This window comes from Actinomadura decatromicini, from assembly GCF_008121305.1.
Lineage (GTDB): Bacteria > Actinomycetota > Actinomycetes > Streptosporangiales > Streptosporangiaceae > Spirillospora > Spirillospora syzygii.
This window is the reverse complement of record NZ_VSRQ01000005.1, coordinates 14,259-31,399: the sequence shown is the minus strand read 5'-3', so window position 1 is coordinate 31,399 and position 17,141 is coordinate 14,259. Positions and strand designations below refer to the sequence as shown.

Annotated in this window: 19 protein-coding genes and 1 pseudogene; 13 read left to right on the top strand and 7 right to left on the bottom strand. The window is 67.5% G+C overall.

The window, feature by feature from the left end:
- Nucleotides 1-92 precede the first annotated feature (92 nt).
- Entirely contained in the window at nucleotides 93-539 is a 447-nt protein-coding gene (locus tag FXF68_RS22895) for a DoxX family protein (protein WP_187438055.1), read from the top strand.
- A gap of 150 nt (nucleotides 540-689) precedes the next feature.
- Here the strand turns inward: FXF68_RS22895 and FXF68_RS22890 are convergent, their stop codons facing one another.
- Entirely contained in the window at nucleotides 690-1,130 is a 441-nt protein-coding gene (locus FXF68_RS22890; RefSeq protein WP_222870042.1) for a hypothetical protein, read from the bottom strand.
- Nucleotides 1,127-1,561, bottom strand: a complete 435-nt coding sequence (locus tag FXF68_RS22885; RefSeq protein ID WP_148762498.1) for a MarR family winged helix-turn-helix transcriptional regulator — start codon at nucleotides 1,559-1,561, stop codon at nucleotides 1,127-1,129. Before FXF68_RS22885 ends, FXF68_RS22890 begins: the two co-directional genes overlap by 4 nt.
- 482 nt (nucleotides 1,562-2,043) lie before the next feature.
- Between FXF68_RS22885 and FXF68_RS22880 the strand changes: the two genes are divergently transcribed.
- Complete coding sequence (locus tag FXF68_RS22880) at nucleotides 2,044-2,538, top strand: hypothetical protein (protein WP_148762496.1); 495 nt, start codon at nucleotides 2,044-2,046, stop codon at nucleotides 2,536-2,538.
- A 235-nt stretch (nucleotides 2,539-2,773) separates the two neighbouring features.
- Here the strand turns inward: FXF68_RS22880 and FXF68_RS22870 are convergent, their stop codons facing one another.
- Nucleotides 2,774-3,226, bottom strand: a complete 453-nt coding sequence (locus tag FXF68_RS22870; RefSeq protein ID WP_148762494.1) for a hypothetical protein — start codon at nucleotides 3,224-3,226, stop codon at nucleotides 2,774-2,776.
- A 290-nt stretch (nucleotides 3,227-3,516) separates the two neighbouring features.
- On the opposite strand from FXF68_RS22870, the gene FXF68_RS22865 reads away from it, so the two are divergent.
- From FXF68_RS22865 to FXF68_RS22855, 3 genes are all read left to right on the top strand, one after another.
- The gene (locus tag FXF68_RS22865; RefSeq protein ID WP_148762492.1) at nucleotides 3,517-5,952 is read left to right on the top strand and encodes a M14 family zinc carboxypeptidase; all 2,436 of its coding nucleotides are present in this window, start codon (nucleotides 3,517-3,519) and stop codon (nucleotides 5,950-5,952) included.
- A gap of 264 nt (nucleotides 5,953-6,216) precedes the next feature.
- A complete protein-coding gene (locus FXF68_RS22860; protein WP_148762490.1) occupies nucleotides 6,217-6,702 on the top strand; it encodes a hypothetical protein in 486 nt (161 codons plus the stop codon).
- 296 nt (nucleotides 6,703-6,998) lie between these two features.
- Entirely contained in the window at nucleotides 6,999-7,679 is a 681-nt protein-coding gene (locus FXF68_RS22855; protein ID WP_148762488.1) for a class F sortase, read from the top strand.
- Here FXF68_RS22855 and FXF68_RS22850 read toward each other — a convergent pair whose 3' ends face one another.
- Nucleotides 7,680-8,150, bottom strand: a complete 471-nt coding sequence (locus FXF68_RS22850; protein ID WP_148762486.1) for an ArsI/CadI family heavy metal resistance metalloenzyme — start codon at nucleotides 8,148-8,150, stop codon at nucleotides 7,680-7,682.
- Between the two features lie 85 nt (nucleotides 8,151-8,235).
- On the opposite strand from FXF68_RS22850, the gene FXF68_RS22845 reads away from it, so the two are divergent.
- The 5 genes from FXF68_RS22845 to FXF68_RS22825 all read left to right on the top strand — a co-directional run bounded on the left by FXF68_RS22845 (nucleotide 8,236) and on the right by FXF68_RS22825 (nucleotide 11,325).
- Nucleotides 8,236-8,619: an ArsR/SmtB family transcription factor gene (locus FXF68_RS22845; protein WP_148762484.1), complete on the top strand. Its 384-nt coding sequence runs from the start codon at nucleotides 8,236-8,238 to the stop codon at nucleotides 8,617-8,619.
- A gap of 59 nt (nucleotides 8,620-8,678) precedes the next feature.
- Entirely contained in the window at nucleotides 8,679-9,719 is a 1,041-nt protein-coding gene (arsB, locus tag FXF68_RS22840; RefSeq protein ID WP_187438054.1) for an ACR3 family arsenite efflux transporter, read from the top strand.
- Nucleotides 9,719-10,144 (top strand): arsenate reductase ArsC, encoded by a 426-nt coding sequence (locus FXF68_RS22835; protein WP_148762482.1) that lies wholly within the window; start codon nucleotides 9,719-9,721, stop codon nucleotides 10,142-10,144. Before arsB ends, FXF68_RS22835 begins: the two co-directional genes overlap by 1 nt.
- Before the next feature lie 73 nt (nucleotides 10,145-10,217).
- Nucleotides 10,218-10,568, top strand: a complete 351-nt coding sequence (locus FXF68_RS22830) for an ArsR/SmtB family transcription factor (RefSeq protein ID WP_148762480.1) — start codon at nucleotides 10,218-10,220, stop codon at nucleotides 10,566-10,568.
- Nucleotides 10,569-10,584: 16 nt separating this feature from the next.
- Entirely contained in the window at nucleotides 10,585-11,325 is a 741-nt protein-coding gene (locus FXF68_RS22825) for a methyltransferase domain-containing protein (protein WP_148762478.1), read from the top strand.
- A 47-nt stretch (nucleotides 11,326-11,372) separates the two neighbouring features.
- On the opposite strand, the gene FXF68_RS22820 is transcribed toward FXF68_RS22825, so the two are convergent.
- A complete protein-coding gene (locus tag FXF68_RS22820) occupies nucleotides 11,373-12,005 on the bottom strand; it encodes a DUF4190 domain-containing protein (protein WP_148762476.1) in 633 nt (210 codons plus the stop codon).
- A gap of 389 nt (nucleotides 12,006-12,394) precedes the next feature.
- On the opposite strand from FXF68_RS22820, the gene FXF68_RS44660 reads away from it, so the two are divergent.
- Both FXF68_RS44660 and FXF68_RS22810 read left to right on the top strand, forming a co-directional pair.
- Nucleotides 12,395-12,931, top strand: a complete 537-nt coding sequence (locus FXF68_RS44660; protein WP_148762474.1) for a DUF6886 family protein — start codon at nucleotides 12,395-12,397, stop codon at nucleotides 12,929-12,931.
- A gap of 190 nt (nucleotides 12,932-13,121) precedes the next feature.
- Nucleotides 13,122-13,856 carry a class I SAM-dependent methyltransferase gene (locus tag FXF68_RS22810; RefSeq protein WP_148762472.1) on the top strand — a complete coding sequence of 245 codons (735 nt, stop codon included), beginning with the start codon at nucleotides 13,122-13,124 and terminating at the stop codon, nucleotides 13,854-13,856.
- A 597-nt stretch (nucleotides 13,857-14,453) separates the two neighbouring features.
- Here the strand turns inward: FXF68_RS22810 and FXF68_RS22805 are convergent.
- Nucleotides 14,454-14,948, bottom strand: a complete 495-nt coding sequence (locus FXF68_RS22805) for a hypothetical protein (protein WP_148762471.1) — start codon at nucleotides 14,946-14,948, stop codon at nucleotides 14,454-14,456.
- Nucleotides 14,949-16,065: 1,117 nt separating this feature from the next.
- On the opposite strand from FXF68_RS22805, the gene FXF68_RS43120 reads away from it, so the two are divergent.
- A complete protein-coding gene (locus FXF68_RS43120; protein ID WP_222870041.1) occupies nucleotides 16,066-16,206 on the top strand; it encodes a hypothetical protein in 141 nt (46 codons plus the stop codon).
- 532 nt (nucleotides 16,207-16,738) lie between these two features.
- Here the strand turns inward: FXF68_RS43120 and FXF68_RS22795 are convergent.
- A pseudogene (locus FXF68_RS22795) lies at nucleotides 16,739-16,936 on the bottom strand (DUF2283 domain-containing protein); the annotation flags it as partial.
- Nucleotides 16,937-17,141: the final 205 nt, after the last annotated feature.

The following is a 17,141-nucleotide window of genomic DNA, read 5'->3' as shown; positions in this document are numbered from 1 at the left end:
TCAGAACGTGAGTCACTTGGGGCTCTCACGCAACTTGTCCCGTGTTAACCTCCCCCGATAGTTCAGATTTGAACAACCCCCTGGGAGGGAGCATGACCCCCGCGAACCGGATCCCCTACCTCTCCGACGTCGCCCTGCTCATCGGCCGCGTCGCAGTCGGCGTCGTCTTCGTCGCGCACGGCTGGCAGAAGTTCGACGACATGGGCCACGGCGGCGTCACCAAGATGTTCAAGGGCATGGACATCCCGGCGCCGTCCCTCGCCGCCTACTACTCCACCTGGGTCGAGCTCATCGGCGGCCTCGCCCTCATCGCCGGAGTCGCCGTCCCGCTGGCGGGCCTGCTACTCGCCGCCGACATGGCGGGCGCCTTCTGGTTCGTCCACAAGGGCAACGGCGTCTTCGTCACCGAGAACGGCTACGAACTGGTCCTCGTCCTCGGCGCAAGCGCGCTCCTGCTGGCCCTCGCCGGCGCAGGCCGCTTCTCCGTCGACGGCCTCCTGTTCGACCGCACCAGGAAACCCCAAGAAGCCACAACCTGACCGCACCCCCACCGACGTTCCACTCACGATCAGCCCCGGGCCAGAGGCTCACCCTCTGGCCCGGGCGCTCTCCCACCACCCCAAGGCCCCAACCAAAAAGCCGCCCTCGGCGAAACCGGCCCACCCCTTCCAATCCCACCAGGGACGTCGCTAGTGGTGGTCTGTGCGCTGCCACGGAAATGGGGCGAGGTCGGGTTCGATCCAGCCGGTTCTGGCCGGTGAAGAGGCCAGGGTCGCCGGACGGTAGAAGCGGGTCAGAAGACGCTTGTCGAGCAAGGCGGGATTCCGGTTGACGAATGCGGCGAAGGCGTCTTCGTCGTGTTCGGCCGCGTGATGTCCGACGAGTTCGACCCAGGCTCGGCTCATGGTCGCGTGGTACTTCTGGGGCACTTTCGCATAGCGGGCGGTGCGTTGAATGCCGTCGCTGACCAGGCCGACAGCCGCGGGCACTCCGACCCGTCGCACGGCCAGCCACGTCAGATGCACATGCTCGCGGTGGCCGAACCGCTCGGCGGTCGCCATCGCCTCGGCCATCAACGCATCGAAGTCTGGTGCACCGACGAAGCGTTCCCCGGAGGGACGCGCGGTCATGACCGAACCTCCGTCAAGGCTTCCAGCGCGGTACGCAGGTGGGCGATCGCGTCGCTCGGCAAACCGTCGAGCGCGCGGTGCTCCACGTCGGCGATGGCCTGCCGGATCGTGGCGGCGGCCAGCCGTCCGGACGGGGTGAGTTCGATGAGCACCGCGCGGCGGTCTCCAGGGCGAGCGCCGCGGGTGATGTGGCCCCGTCGTTCCAGGCGGTCCAGCACGCTGGTGAGCGTGGTGGGACGGGTTCCCACGGCCGCGCCGAGCTCGGACACCGTCCGGCCTCGGCCGTCACCCAGATTCGCCAGCGCGTTGATCTCGGAGCTGGTCAGGTCCAGGTCGACGAGCTCAGCGGAGAGCACTTGCAGTGTGGCGTGCGTGGCCCGCTGCAAGGCGAGCAAAGCCGACCACTCAGATGCAACGGATTCGGACTTCATGTTTTCGTACTATACGATTTCGTTGTATCTGCCGCAACCGTCCTGCCGCCGGGGCACCGCTCAAGGTCGGTCTCGACGTACGCCTGTGGCGCTGGGCGACTTGAAGACACACCCGCGCTGGCGATCACGCGCGGCCCTCAGTGTGGTGGGACGCGGGCCCTCGCTGGGACAAGGGCGAACCGTGACCTGCGTGTGGCTTTTTCTCTCTTCGGCGCGGGGACGGTGCAGGAGCATCGCTGCGTTCGGATGCCGCGCCTTGGCGGCGGGCGGCGCGGTAGCCGAGGGGGAACATGAGTCGGACACGCACCCGACGGGTGGTCATGGCGGGAGCGCTCGCCGCAACAGCCACCGCCTTCACCATGCCTCCTGCGGTCGCCTTCGCTGCCGCGGGAGTGTCCGGCGGGCCTACTCCACGACCGCCCCAGCTACCGCGTGACTTTCATGGAACCGGTAGATACATCGTCCGGGATCTGGGCGTAACGGTGCCGTTCACCTGGACGGGGAGAGACGGCGACAGCCAGATGGTCGCGGGAGGTCCGCGCTACCCGATCTGGTTCACGAACCTCATCTATCGGAATTCGTTCTACACGCTGACCTATAAATGGCCCGGCCTTAACGACCACGAATGCTCGCGAATACCAGGGGTCAACCTGGACACTCTGAACCAGAAGCTCAGGACGGCGCGCTTCGTCGGACGGGAGACCCTGCATCTGAATCCGCAACGCCAGGTCAACCACTGGAGGGTCGGCGTGGTCGTCCCGCAACTGCCTCCGGGGAAGTTCCTCCGGTTCCCGGTAGCGCTCGGCGACATCTACGTCGATCAAAGGGATCCAACGACCTTCTGGCAGGTGCTCCAATTCGGCATCCAAAATCTTTACGACCCTGAGCTCGACGAATGGTTCAAGATGAGCACGTTCAAGCACACCCCGGGAAGAGTCACACTCCCCGCCCAGTGCCCATCACCACAGTCGCGCTAACACTGATCGCCCACCACCCTCGCCCCCCTGTCATCTACCGGACGCACCGATCGTCAAGCGATCGTGAGTCTGGAATGAAGCCAGCCAAGCGGTCTCCTCGCCCGCTGAAGCCAGGAGGCTCCCCGGTCCGTCAAGTCGGCAGAGGGGCGGCTCGGCGATGGCGGAGTTGGCGTAGCCGGGGCGCAACTTGGCAGGCCCGGCGCCGAACAGCTTGCTGTAGGAGGCGGTGGGCCTTTCAGATCGGAGCACCCGCGCCAGCAGCCGGAGCAGGAAATTCGGCTATGTATCGGAGGGCTCGTTCCCAGGGGTCGAACGCGAAGAGTTCGCGAGGCCGGTGGTAATGGCGCAGGCAGAACGTGTCTAGATCCATGAGGATCGGACGCGGCTGGAAGTCGTTCACAGGAGCGGCCTCGCGCGTGACCCGAAGAAGTTCCGACTCCAGGGTCCATCCATCGTGATCGAAGGCCCACGTACCGTTCGTGACGTAGAGATGGCCGGGGTCTTTCGCCTCGCGTGACCAGAGCCCGACAGGCTGAAACCCAGCGTCCGGATAGGTGTCCATGAACGCGTAGGCGAGGATGTGGCAGGCGCCGGAAGCGAAGAACGCCAAGTCGTCCCGGTCCCAGGAGAGGAGTTGATCCCGCCGCTCGGCGTCGGTTCGCTTGAAGCAAGCAGGTGGACGGTACATGCTAGATCATCCGTTTCCGAAGCTCACCATTGAGGTAGCGCTTGAACCAGTTCGGGCGCACACTCACAATGACTCTCTGCTCGGTCGCCTCCCATAAGCGCACAGGGTGCCGACCGGTTTGAGTTCGCGGTCGCTGACCTGCGGGGGCGCGGACGCCCGTGTGGGGGCGGTGGTGTCAAGTCTTGTTTTCCTGGTCGGCAGCGCTTAGAACGATCTTGCCTCTTGCGTGATCCCCGGGGGGCGTCCGGCCGCTGGTCTGGCGCATCACGCTCCGACCGAAGGGACCTCTCATGAGGAGTTCTCGCAAGCCGGGGAAGGTGGGGCGGCGAGCACCGTGGCTCGTCCTGTCCGCCGCGCTCGTCCTGAGCCCGCTACCCGCACTGGCTCAGGGCGCGACACCGAACGGCGGTGTGTCCCCCGACCGTGGATCCAGCAGTGAGCAGAACGGCGTCGCGCTCATGCGCGTCATCGTCCCGGACCAACAGGCCGTCGACCGGCTGAACGACCTCGGCGTGGACCTCGCCGAGTACACCCGTCCCGTGGACGGAGGAATCGAGGTGCACGCCGTCCTCAGCCCGGCGGAGACGAAGGAGCTGAGGAGCAAGGGCTTCGACGTCCGCGACGCCATCTCCGACCAGCAGGACGTGACCAAGCTCCGGCAGGAGCGCGAGAGGACGCTCCGCTCGCTCGCGCAGGACGGGCAGGCGGCCGACACCCTGACCCCGCTGCGCGCCGAATGGTTCACCAGCCTGGAGGGGCAGCGGTTCCTGTCGATCGAGGTGAAGACGAGCGCCCCGGACGCCACGAACATCCTCACGGCGGCGTGGAACAGCGGCAAGGACACCGAACCGGGCTCCGGCGGCACCGCGACGATGTCGCGCTTCACCGACGCCGGCCAGTACATGTACCACCGGTTCACCTCCCCGCTCGCGATCGACTCCGCGCCGACGGAGGCCACGATCACCAGCAGCTCGGGCGGCAGCCTCACCGTTCCGGTCAAGGAATGGCTGGGCAAGCCGCGGAAGGCTCCGGGCAAGCACTACGTCAGCGACTTCGTCGACCATTACATGGACCCGACCGAGGTCTACGGCCGGATCAACGGGCTCGCCAGGCAGTTCCCCAAGCTCGCCGAGATCGTCGACCTGCCGAACAAGACGAACGGATACCGCCGGAACGCTCAGGCCCAGTTCGGGACCGTCCCGGCGAGCACCTTCTACGTGACCTCGAAGGCGTACGGGTCGGACGGCGGCAACGACATCGCGGTGGCGCTGCAAAAGGCTGACCGGCCGTCCGCCCCGCTGGCGGTGTCGGTCGACGGCAAGAACGTCACCGTCACCCTCGCGACGGACGCCGACGGTGCGGCGACCAGCACGGCCAAGCAGGTCGTGGACGCGCTGAACGCCGACGCCGGCACGCTGCTGAGCGCGGCCACCTACCGCGGGGACGCCGGTTCCGGTGTGGTGGCCGAAAGCGCCGCGACGAAACTCACGGACGGTCTGAAGGCCCCGGCGTCGGTGTCGCGCAAGCCCTTCCAGATGCGGGCACTGCGCATCGGAGGCAAGCGGGACGGCTCGAAGCCGGGCGTGTTCCTGTACTGCCAGGAACACGCCCGCGAATGGGTGACGCCGCTGACCTGCGTGGAAACCGCCGAGCGGCTGCTGCGCAACTACCGGCTCGACCCGGCGACGCGCAAGATCGTCAATGACCTCGACATCTTCGTCCTCCCGTCGGTGAACCCCGACGGCGCGCACTACAGCATGTACGACTTCAACATGCAGCGCAGGAACATGACGAACCACTGCGGTCCGACGGAGTCCGACCCGGGGTACCGCAACTCGTGGGGCGTCGACCTCAACCGCAACTTCTCGGTCGGGTCGTTGTTCGACGGGTACAGCGGCGCGTCGTCGTCCTGCCGCAGCGACGTCTTCGCCGGGCCCGCCGAGCTGTCGGAGCCCGAGGCCAAGAACGAGGTGTGGCTGACGCACCGGTTCCCGAACATCAGGTTCGCGATGAACACGCACTCCTACGGCGGGTACTTCATGTGGCCGCCGGGTGCGTACAAGGTCCCGGGCCGCGAACTGCTGCCCAGGGTGGACCTCGGGACCGAGACCTTCTTCTGGGCGGCGTCCGACCACATCCTGAACTCGGTGCAGAGCCGGCGCGGCACGGCCATCTGGCCGGGACGCACCGGCCCGGTGCCGGACGTGCTGTACTCCGCGGCGGGCAACAGCGCGGACGAGCACTGGTACAACCGCGGCATCATCGGCTGGGACTTCGAGGTCGGCGCGGACATCTGGAACCAGGCGACCAAGCGGTTCGACCCGGTGGGCTTCCAGCCGCCGTTCTCGGAGGGCCACGAGGAGGCGATGGAATTCTCCAGCGGGCAGATCGGAATCCTGGAGGTCGCCCGCGCCTACGGCTCCGACAAGACCCCGCCGAGGTCGAACCTGCTGATCGACAGCCGCCAGCCGGGGTCCACGACCTTCACGTTCACGACGAGCGAGCCCGCCACGGTCTACTACACGCTCGACGGCAGCCGCCCGACGCTCAAGTCGCCGAAACTCAAGGCGGCGGGCGTGCGCGAAGGCCCGGAGAAGCTCAAGGTGGACAAGAACACCGAGGTCAAGTGGTTCACGGTCGACATAGCCGGCAACGTCGAGCGGCACTACGACCCGGACGGCGACCGGCAGAACTACCGGCACCAGTGGGTGACGGTCAAGAACTGACCCGCTGAGCCCGCAACCGTGGCCGCCTGCCCTCCCCGGCAGGCGGCCACAATCGATGCCAAAGATGTCGCCATTGCCGTAAATGATCAGCTTTACCAATCCTGGATTCGACCGGCCGGGCCATCGCGATGCCCCGCCGATCACTATTCCCAGTGTTTGCGACCAGGGTGACATGTACCTCATCCCGCCGGGCAACGTGATCAAGAAGAGCGATGCCGGACACCTCCGGCAGAACGCCAGAATCACTTGTTCGAGGGAGAAAGAATGAGGAGTAGTGCGCGCACCGGCATGGCGGTCGCGGTGGCCGGGGTGGCGAGCGGCCTGACCATGCTGAGCGGCGGTGCCACCGCCCTGGCGGCGACCACCACCGCACCGCCGACGAGGCTCGCCGACGACGGCATCTGCCGTTACGAGGTCATCGCGCGGCACGGGCTCAAGGTCCACGAGACGCCGCGAGGCAAGGAGATTCCGCCGCCGCTGAAGTTCGGCAAGCGCGTCCTGGCGGACTGCAAGACGAGCCACGACGGCTGGGTCGAGCTGCGCGGGGACGTGCCGGTGAGCCAGCGCCATGGCTGGGTCTTCGCGAAGTTCCTGAAGCGGATCAAGCCCGTCGGCGGCGTCTCCGCCGGTGGCGGCGGCACCTCCGCGGCGGCGAACCCGATGCTGGCCGGCGCCGGCATCGGCGCGCTCGTCCTCGGCGCGGGTGTCGCGGTCTCCGCGCGGCGCCGCCAGGTGAGGAACGTCGCCTGAGGGATGGAGCGCTCCATTCGGCGGTCGGCCGGCCACCCGGGGTGGCGACCGGCCGTCGTTCCCTTCCGGCGTTCCGCCGCATTTGAATTGTCGGGCCATTGGCGAAGAGCATCGTTTGCGCCGAACGGGAGAATTCCATGGCGCTGCCGGGCTCGAAGAGGTCCATTTGGTGGAGAGAATGAAGCTGAGAACGTACCCCGGCACGGTGATCGCGGTGGCGGGGGCCGAGAACGATCTGGCGCCGCGTCGCACTGGGTGGCGAGTCCGCTGCGATACGAAGGGTCTCGGGTGAGCCCATGAGCGAAGCGGAGCGGAGCGGGCGATCGGCGACTCTGCTGTACTGGCTGGCCGCCGTTATCATCTCGACGGGCGTCGCCCTGTGCGTCGTCGGGTTCCGGCTGATCGGCCCGGACACGCCACCGCGGCCGCCCGCATCGGTCGCGGACATGCCCGAGGACCCGGCCCCGAACCCGGAGCGGGCGCTTCCCGCGTCCGTCCCGAAACGGATCAGGATTCCGTCCATCAAGGTCGACGCACCGGTCGCGCCGGTCGACGTCCAGCCGGACGGGGCGCTCGGCGTGCCGTCGCTGAGCCGCGTCGACGAGGTCGGCTGGTACAGGGCCGGGCCGACGCCGGGCGAGAACGGCCGCAGCGTCCTGGTCGGCCATGTCGACTCCAAAAAGCAGCCGGGTGTCTTCTACAAACTGGGCGCGCTGCGCCAGGGACGCCGGATCGAGGTCGTCCGAAAGGACGGCATGGCAGCGGCCTTCCGCGTCGACGGCGTCAAGCTCGTCTCCAAGGACAGGTTCCCGACCGAGAGCGTCTACGGGAACGGAGGCGGGCCGGAGCTGCGTCTCGTCACCTGCGGCGGCCGCTTCGACCGCAAGCGTGGGCACTACGAGGACAACATCATCGTGTACGCGTCCCTGATCCCCGGCTCCCAGAACGCCCAGAATGCCGTTCGTCAAAGGCCGTGATCAGCAGCAGGTGGATCCCGCTGTGACCTTTTCGCCCTCGGTGGTCTCGTCGGTCTGCTGGCCGGTGGCGCAGCAGGCGGAGTTCTCCTCCTTGGCCAAGGTGTCGGCGTCGCCCTTGACCACGTAGACCTCCCACGGCTCCTGGCCGGGGCCATGCACCCACACCTTGTCCTGGAGGGCGTAGCAGCAGGAGGTGTCGTCTTCGGTCAGGGTCACGAGGCCGGCGTCAGTGAGGCGCTGTGTGGCCTGGTGGACCTGGGCGGTGTCCTCGACCTCCACGCCCAGGTGGTCCATGCGGGTGGGCTCGTCGGCGTCGCCCTCGATCAGGACGAGCTTGAGCGGCGGCTCGGCGATGGCGAAGTTGGCGTAGCCGGGACGCAGCTTGGCGGGCTCGGCCCCGAACAGCTTGCTGTAGAAGGCGATGGAGCCTTCCAGGTCGGACACGCGCAGGGCGAGCTGGACGCGAGACATCGAGACCTCCTGTTTTGATGTTCATCGAATCAGTTCGGCAGCACCGAGTTTGCGCTCTTGCCTAGATGGATGTCAAATTAGAGGCATGTCGAAACAAGGTCTGCCGGTGCTGGATCTCTCGCCGGTCACCTCGGGGGACGCGGAGTGCTGCGTCCCGCTGGCCTGCGAGCCGCTCGACGCGGAGGAGGCGGCGGGGCTGGCGCCGCTGTTCAAGGCGCTGGGCGACCCGGTCCGGCTGCGGCTGCTGTCGCTGATCGCCTGCCATGAGGGCGGCGAGGCGTGCGTGTGCGACCTGACGGGGGCGTTCGACCTGTCCGGCCCGACGATCTCCCACCACCTGAAGGTGCTCAAGCAGACCGGGCTGATCGACTCCGAGCGGCGCGGGACCTGGGTGTACTACTGGCTCCAGCCACAGGTCCTGGAGCGGCTCTCGGCGGTCCTCGGACCACGGCTCGCCACCGCCTCGTGACCAGCGCTGAGCCCCATCTGCACTCTGGGACTCCCGCCGAACCCGGTGCCGCGGGCCCGGTGACGGCGAGGCTGTCACGGCTGGACCGCTTCCTGCCGGTGTGGATCGGCGCGGCCATGGTGGCGGGCCTGGCGGCCGGACGCGCCGTCCCCGGCCTCGGGTCGGCCCTGGAGGCGGTGAAGGTCGACGGGATCTCGCTGCCGATCGCGCTGGGACTGCTGGTCATGATGTATCCGGTCCTGGCCAAGGTCCGCTATGACCGTCTGGACGCCGTCACGGGAGATCGGCGGCTGCTCGTGGCGTCCCTGGTGGCGAACTGGGTCGTCGGACCGGCGGTCATGTTCGCCCTCGCCTGGATCTTCCTCCCCGACCTGCCGGAGTACCGGACAGGGCTGATCATCGTGGGCCTGGCCCGGTGCATCGCCATGGTGATCATCTGGAATGACCTGGCGTGCGGCGACCGCGAGGCCGCCGCCGTCCTGGTCGCGCTCAACTCGCTGTTCCAGGTCGTGGCGTTCGCCGGGCTGGGCTGGTTCTACCTGGAGGTCCTGCCTGGCTGGCTCGGCCTTGACCAGGCCCGCTTGGACGTCTCGGCCTGGGACATCGCGCGTAGCGTGCTGGTCTTCCTCGGCGTCCCGCTGGCCGCCGGGTATCTGTCGCGTCGCCTGGGCGAACGAGCGCGGGGCCGTGCCTGGTACGAGGGGACGTTCCTGCCGCGCATCGGCCCGGTCGCCCTGTACGGCCTGCTGTTCACGATCGTGGTCCTGTTCGTCCTGCAGGGCGAGGCGATCACCTCCAAGCCCCTCGACGTGGCCCGGATCGCGTTGCCGCTGCTGGCGTACTTCGCCGTCATGTGGGCCGGGGCCTTCGCTCTGGGCCGCGCGAGCGGACTCGGCTACCCGCGCACCGCGACCCTGGCGTTCACCGCCGCGGGCAACAACTTCGAACTCGCCATCGCCGTCGCCATCGCGACCTTCGGCGCGGCGTCCGGGCAGGCGCTGGCCGGGGTCGTCGGGCCGCTCATCGAGGTTCCCGTCCTGGTCGGCCTCGTCTACGTCTCGCTGACGCTGCGCCGCCGCCTCACAGCAGAGGAGTCGTGATGTCCGTGTCCGCCGAGCCCCGGGTTCCCGAGGTGCTGTTCGTCTGCGTGCACAACGCCGGGCGTTCCCAGATGGCCGCCGCGCTGCTGGACCACCATGCCGCCGGACGTGTCCGGGTGCGCTCGGCCGGTTCCGCGCCCGCCGACACGATCAACCCGGCCGTGGTGGACGCGATGGCCGAACTCGGGCTCGACCTGACCAAGGAGCATCCCAAGGCGCTGACCGGCGACACGGTCGAGGCCGCCGACGTCGTCATCACCATGGGCTGCGGGGACGCCTGCCCGGTCTTCCCCGGCAAGCGCTACCTGGACTGGCAGCTCCCTGACCCTGCGGGACGTCCCGTGGCCGAGGTCCGACCGATCCGCGACGAGATCGACCGCCGCGTCCGGGCCCTGCTCGCCGAACTGACGCCCGACGCCTCCTAGCCGGGTCTTCGTGCGAGCCTGCGCCGCGGGGGTCTTCCATTCGGGACGATTAATCGTCTATCGTCGATTAACGATGGATGAGCAGAGCGGGCCGCTCGACCGGCCGACCGCGACCGAGTACGCGTCCTGGTTCAAGGCGCTGGCCGACCCGACGCGGATCCAGATCGTGTCCCTGCTGGCCCGCCGTGGTCGGCCGATGAACGTGGGCGAGATCGTCCAAGCCGTCCAGGTCGGCCAATCGACCGTGTCGGCCCACCTCAAAGTGCTGGCCGAGGTGCGGTTCGTCCTGGCCGACCAGAGCGGCACCGCGCGCTACTACCGGATCAACCAGGAGTGCGTGGCCTGCTTCCCCACCGCCGCGGACGTCGTCATGGGACAACCCGCACCCGCCCCGCCCACCTGCGGTCCCCCCGAACGAAAATGAACATAGGGAGCACACCATGGCCACCCCTCACCCGCAGACCCGTGCAGCGATCGTGGACCGCTATGGCGCCTTGGCGCGGGCTGCGTCCGATGGCCTCCCCGTCATCGACTGCGGCCCCGACACCGCATGCTTCGGGGCCGCCGCCTACGACGACACCGACCAGCTACCAGAGGCGGCCGTCCGGGCGAGCCTGGGCTGCGGCAACCCCACCGCCGTCGCCGACATGCGGCCGGGAGACACGGTCCTTGACCTGGGCTCGGGCGGCGGCATCGACGTACTGATCTCAGCTCGCCGCGTCGCCCCCGACGGCATCGCCTACGGCCTGGACGCCAGCCAGGACATGCTCACCCTGGCCCGCGCCAACGCCGCCCAGGCCGGAGCCGACAACGCCCGATTCCTGCACGGCCACATCGAGGACATCCCGCTGCCCGACGCCTCCATCGACGTCGTCATCTCCAATTGCGTCATCAACCTCTCGACCGACAAGTCGCGGGTGCTCCGCGAGGCCCACCGAGTACTGCGACCCGGCGGCCGACTAGGCATAAGCGACGTCCTCTCGGACGACGCGGTCCCGGAAGCCGACCGCACGGGGCACCTCGCCGCCGAACAGCGTGTCGGATGCGTCAACGGCACGCTCACGGCCGCCGAGTACCACCAACTGCTGCACCAGGCCGGATTCACCGACATCACCATCACACCGACCAGCAATGCGGACATCCGGCTGCACACGGCAATCGTCCAAGCGACCAAGCCCTAGGCTCACGACGCTTTACAGCACGCCTCGTCCCCGCTCAGGGCACGTCCTCACTCTTTCAAAATGGAGCCGTTGAGCTTGCCGTCTGTGGCCTTGACGTAGCAGAACACATGGCGGAACCCGGCAGCCCACGCACCCTCCGTCGTGTATCGCATCGAAAGCGTGATGCGGGGAGGAGGTGGCGGCAGCGGCAGGCGAATCTTCACCTTCGCGCGTTGGCACTCGTCCCACGCCTGCGCCTTGAACGCCTGGTCCCCCGGATAGAGACCGGGAGGCGCGTCGTACCTGTGCACGATCTGGCCATCATGTGGCGAGTCGCAGGCCAGGACCACGCTTTCGTATCTCAACTCCTCTCCCCGGAGATCAAGGCATTGACCCACCCGGAAGGGGAGAGGCCCGGCGCCTGACACTGACGACTCAGGTTGCCGGTCGAGTCCTACATACGCCGAAAACCTCAACACGCCAAAGGAGGCCAAGACTACGAAGAGCACCGTCCAGGCGGCGAAGGCCACGATGCCGCCGATGGCCAGGTTCCGGCCTTTGTCGCCCGTACGCCGGATCCGGAAGAGTGCGACGATGCCGAGCACCAGCCCGACGACCGAGAGGCAGCCGAGCAGCCCGGTGACCAGAGCGGCGATCGCCAGTCCGGAGGTCTTGGGCTGAGCAGCCTGGGATTGATCCATGACCTAATAGTAATGACTAGCCGATCCTGGAGACTATAGACAACGACTTTTCGTCAACCGATTGTGATCGCCGACCAGCCTCGCCCACCGCCATGGACGGCCCTGACCTGCACCGGCGCTGCCCGCGCCCGAACCCCGTCCGCCCAACGCTCCTCGTGTACTTCCGGCCATCACGCACCCCGACGGACGGTCGTGGCCCTGAAGACCGCGGCACAGTGACCTCAACACGATCACGCTCGCCGGAAGCCGGTGGCCGAGGGTGTCTCACTGCGCACCCTGATGGCGCGCATGAGCCACTCCGTGAGCGTCCGCTCTAACGGGCACGCAACAGAGACGGCTTCACCCTCCTCGTAGGGCACCGGGCAAGGATCCGCGATATAGACGTAGATATGCGACCGGAGCCAGGACAGGTTTTGCACTTTTCCGAAGACCCGACGATCACCCGGTTCGTTCCTCATGTCGCCTCCAGCGCGCAGCAGCGGGAGCCCTATGTGTGGGCGGTCGATCACGCGCGTGCACCGGACTACTGGTTTCCCCGAGACTGTCCACGAGCGATGACATGGGTGGGCCCCACGACCTTGGACGCCGACCGTGAACGGATCATCGGGTCCGGCTGCGGCACCCGCGTCCACGCGATCGAATACCCCTGGATCACCAGGCTCCTCGACGTCAAACTGTTCGCATATCGGCTGCCCGCGGCCCCATTCCAGCCGATCGGTAAACCAACGCCGCACGCGGTCGTCGCCACAGAGCCGGTCGAGCCTCTCGGCGCTCCCGAACTGGTGGGCGATCTACTGCAGCTGCATGACGCCGCGGGCATACAACTGCGAGTGCTCGACAATCTGTGGGAGTTCTGGGACGCAGTCATCACAAGCACCCTCGAGTACAGCGGAATCCGCCTACGCAACGCCCGCCCTCGCCCATGAGCGCACGTCCCCACCACTGATCTCCCCCGGCCCGACGAGAACTGCACATTTCGACTGACGGGTCCGCCCATCCTCGACACCTCGGGGTCGGCGGATGAAGACCAGGTCAGCGGTGTCGGGTACTGAGCCGGAGTAGACCAGTGCGTCGTAGCCAGCTCCCCCAGCGGCCGGTTCGTGGCAAAGTGGCGGGATGCCTGGCGCGCGGTACGGGATGGATGCGCCCTACGGGTTCAGCTTCGTGGGCCTGGTCGTACTGGGGTTCTGGGTGACCGGGCTGGTGATGGCGGTCACCGCCGATCTGGCCGCCGCGCTCCCCGCGCTGGTCTCCGGCACCCTGCTGGCGGGATGCCTGGCCCTGAGCCTGCACGCCACCCTGCGCGGCAAGTTCCTGGTCTGGCGGGACGTCCTGGACGAGCTGGAACTGCGTGGCGACGAACGGCTGCTCGACCTCGGCTGCGGACGCGGCGCCGTCCTGTTAGCCGCCGCCCGGCGCCTCCCGGAAGGTCGGGCGGTCGGCGTGGACCTGTGGCGCGGACGGGACCAATCCGGCAACACCCCGGCGGCGACCATGCACAACGCCCGCGCCGAAGGCGTCGCCGACCGCGTTCGTGTGCAAGGGGGCGACCTGCGCAGACTCCCGTACGCGGAGGCAAGCTTCGACCTGGTCATGTCCAGCCTGACGGTGCACACCATCCGCGGCGCAGACGCCCGCGCCCAAGCAATCACCGAGGCGTACCGGGTGCTGCGGCCGGGCGGTCGCCTGCTGATCGCCGACCTGGCACGGACCCCCCGCGAGTACGCCGCGGTGCTGGCCCGACTGAACGCCCAGGACATCCACGTACGCAACCTCGGCTGGCGCGCATGGTGGGGCAGCCCCTGGGTCCCAACCCGCCTACTAACCGCCCGCAAACCACCCACCCCCTGAGATCCAGGCCCCTGGTCACCTGGCGTCCGACGAGCACCATCGATTCCATGACCTCCGCCACACGGCAACACCTACGTGGCAGAGCCGGGTCACTGGCTGAGTTGATCTCAGACGCCTCTCGGTTTCCACCCTCGTCCAGACCCTTCCAGACCCGCCGTTAGCACCCGCGTTAGCAGGCCTGAGCACTCCGCGCCGACCGGTCCGGGGTGCTCGTTAGCGCGAACGGCGCGCACCCCCGTGACAGACAGCTTGGCGCGAACGAGCCCCCCGGCTCGCGGGGGCCCAGGGGCGGCGCAGTCCCCTGGTTCGAGCTCGCTCCACCGAATCCGTTACAAGCAAGATCGGCAGTGGCCAGGACAGCCCCCACAGGTGGTCTCCTGACCAGCCTTCGCCCGTCCGCGCCGCCCACCCATTCGAGATCATCAGACCTCATTGCCAGTACTGGCGTTAGCGACGCGCTCCGCTCCGGAGGGTGCACCCACGCGAACGGCCAGACGGTGTGACAGACGGTTTCTCGCGGTCGTGCCCTCCCGGCTCGCGGGAGCTGTGGGTCGCGAGACCGCTTCGGGCTCGTTCAGCCAGCGGGTAACCCGGCTTTCAGGCTCTCAACCACTTGGCTCGAATTTCGAGGCCCAGGAGGATCAGGGATCCCTGACAGGATCCCGCGACATCCATGATCATTTCACTGGGCTCGAGAATCCGCTTAACATTTAGAGTTATGGCTGTGCGGGCGGAGGTATCGGTGAGTTCGATATTAAGAGGCGGCTTGACAGGAGCGTCCGAAAGGTTCGCTCGACAGGTACTTTGCCCAGGAGAACTTTCGAATACCGGGACGAGCATCTGCAGATTGGTGGCCTTGTTCGGTTCTTTGATACGGAACCTGACATGCGCCCTTCCCGAAGCGTCCTGACCTCCCCACTCGCCGATCTTGATCGGAGTTCCGACTGCCGTAATGACTGGCGCTGCCGTCTGACTTCGCGCGCGAGCGGCGGACGGGGACTGCTCCTGATCCGATTTTGTATCGGAGGCGCCACAACCCCCTAACGCGATCATCGATAAGGCGATCACCTGGGCGTAGACCTGCGGTCTCATGATCCCATCACTCCCATTGAGATCATTTATTGCTCTAAGTGAACTAATAATGGCGGCCAACGGTCCCGCACGAGCAAGAATGTCCGAATGCGGTCATGCGAGCGAAACGCAGCCTATGGCCGATTCCACACTTACGAGGCCAAACCGGATGTAGGCCTCTCGTGAGCTATGCGAGTCGATCTGTAGCAGTGATCGGATAGCAAGCCGAGGCGGAGGCGTGACTAGGGCTTGTGGCGGCCGCGTACGGCGGCGCGAGACGGGATCGGAGGAACAGGCCGCATGCCCGGCTCGCAGAGCCGGGCACAGCCACCCGGCGACCCACGCCAGCGGGCGCCCTTGATCTCATACGGCCGAATTCGGCAAGCCGTCTGACCCATGGCAAGGGCGGGGCTGTCCAGCATCGCCCCCCATCAGGACATGCATGAAGTTCTGGGCGAGACGTCGTCCACGTCGCTGCCACACGAACCCTGCTGCGAGTCCGCATCAAGGGGCGCTGCCCAGCCGGGCTGAGACAGGTTTACGGATCACCACCCGGAACTTTGATCATGTGGGCGTCTAAGGCGGAGGGGGCCATGGGTATCGGGACTCCACACGCTTGAGGAGTCCCATGAACTTTCACCTTCGGTCTCTCTGCACATGTGCGGTGATGGCGGGCGTTTTGCCGCTAGGCGGGGGCATGGCCATGGCAGCCCAGTCTCCCCCGCCCGTCCGGGAGACCGCGAAGACGGCCCAGGCCACCGACTCGGCGGCATGCTGTGTCCACAGCTGCGGAGAGTGCGGTCCGCGGGGCCCCCGCGGACCGCGAGGCCCCCAAGGCCCGAGAGGGGAAACAGGCCCCCAAGGTCCCACAGGCGAAACAGGCCCCCAAGGCCCGACAGGGGCAACAGGCCCTCAAGGTCCGAGAGGCGAAACAGGCCCCCAAGGCCCGAGAGGCGAAACAGGCCCCCAAGGCCCGACAGGGGCAACAGGTCCCCAGGGCCCTTCGGGCGAGCCCGGCCGGGACGGAGTCATCGGCCGGCAGGTCGTTCAGGCGCAGTTCACGAACCCGCCGAACTCGTCCACCCCGCAGACCGTCACGTGCCCCTCAGGCAAGGTGGCGCTGAGCGGTGGATACCTCATGGACCCGAGGATCACGGGCCCCACCGGTTCCCGGCCGTCCGGAACCGACGGCTGGGAGGTGACTCCGCCCTCCAACTACGGCTTCCCTTTCGACTTCACCGTCTATGTGGTCTGCGCGAACGCCGATACGGCGGCCTGAGTCCCAAGTCCCGTGGGCGAACGGACGAAGCGGCGTGCGGCGGCAGTACCTCGAAATGGACAGCGGAGACATGATCGTCGGGCCCACGAAATCACGGGCGGGCGTCCGAACGGCGGCGCTTCCGGCTGCGATCACTCCGGCAATCAGGGAACACCTGGAGCGACACACCGCCTCCGACCCGGCGGCCACGGTCTTCACTGGGGCGAAGGGTAGTGTCCTGCGTACGGGGCACCTTCCGGTGCCCTGGAAGCTCCAGAGCTACGACTGATCAACTGACGGAAGGGTCGGCCATCGCGTCCTGGTGGCCGACCTTTTCGCTTCTTCGCCACTAGCAGGCGGACGGGCGACGCGGCGCGGCGTGACCGGACGGAACAGGCCGCACGCCCGGCGCGCCGGGGCGGGCGCCCGCCTGGCGACGCGGAGCGGCGCCCTTGAAGAAGTAAAGAAGGCTCTCATCCAGGGACGGGGCGCCTCGGAGGGGCCAGCGTTTCGGTTGTCCGGCCGCCCGGCTTCCTCCTGTCTTTCTGGCTGTTCAGACGTCTAGGCGTTCGGCGGCGTCGAGCAGGTATCGGGGCAGTTTGGAGCGGGCGTCAAGGATCTCGATGCCGATGACGCGCCCCTCGGCGTCGAAGTCGAGATTGATCACCCCGCCGACGTCGACGGGGTCGCAGGCGTACATTTGCGCCGACTTCGTCCCGGCCTGGGTGGGGTCGACGAGGTAGACGTACGCGGCATTGGCCTGCTAGTCGTAGGTGACTTTGACTTCTGCCATGGGCTCCCTCTACTGAGCGGCCCTCACTTTGAGGAGGGCTGGGTGGCCGTGGCCCTGAAGACCGCGCGGCAGGGCGAACGGGAGAGCCACGGGACGCCTGCCGCGCGGTCTTCACTTCTTCGATCGGGTCGCCGGTGATGGGCGGAAGGCCCGATAGCGCTCG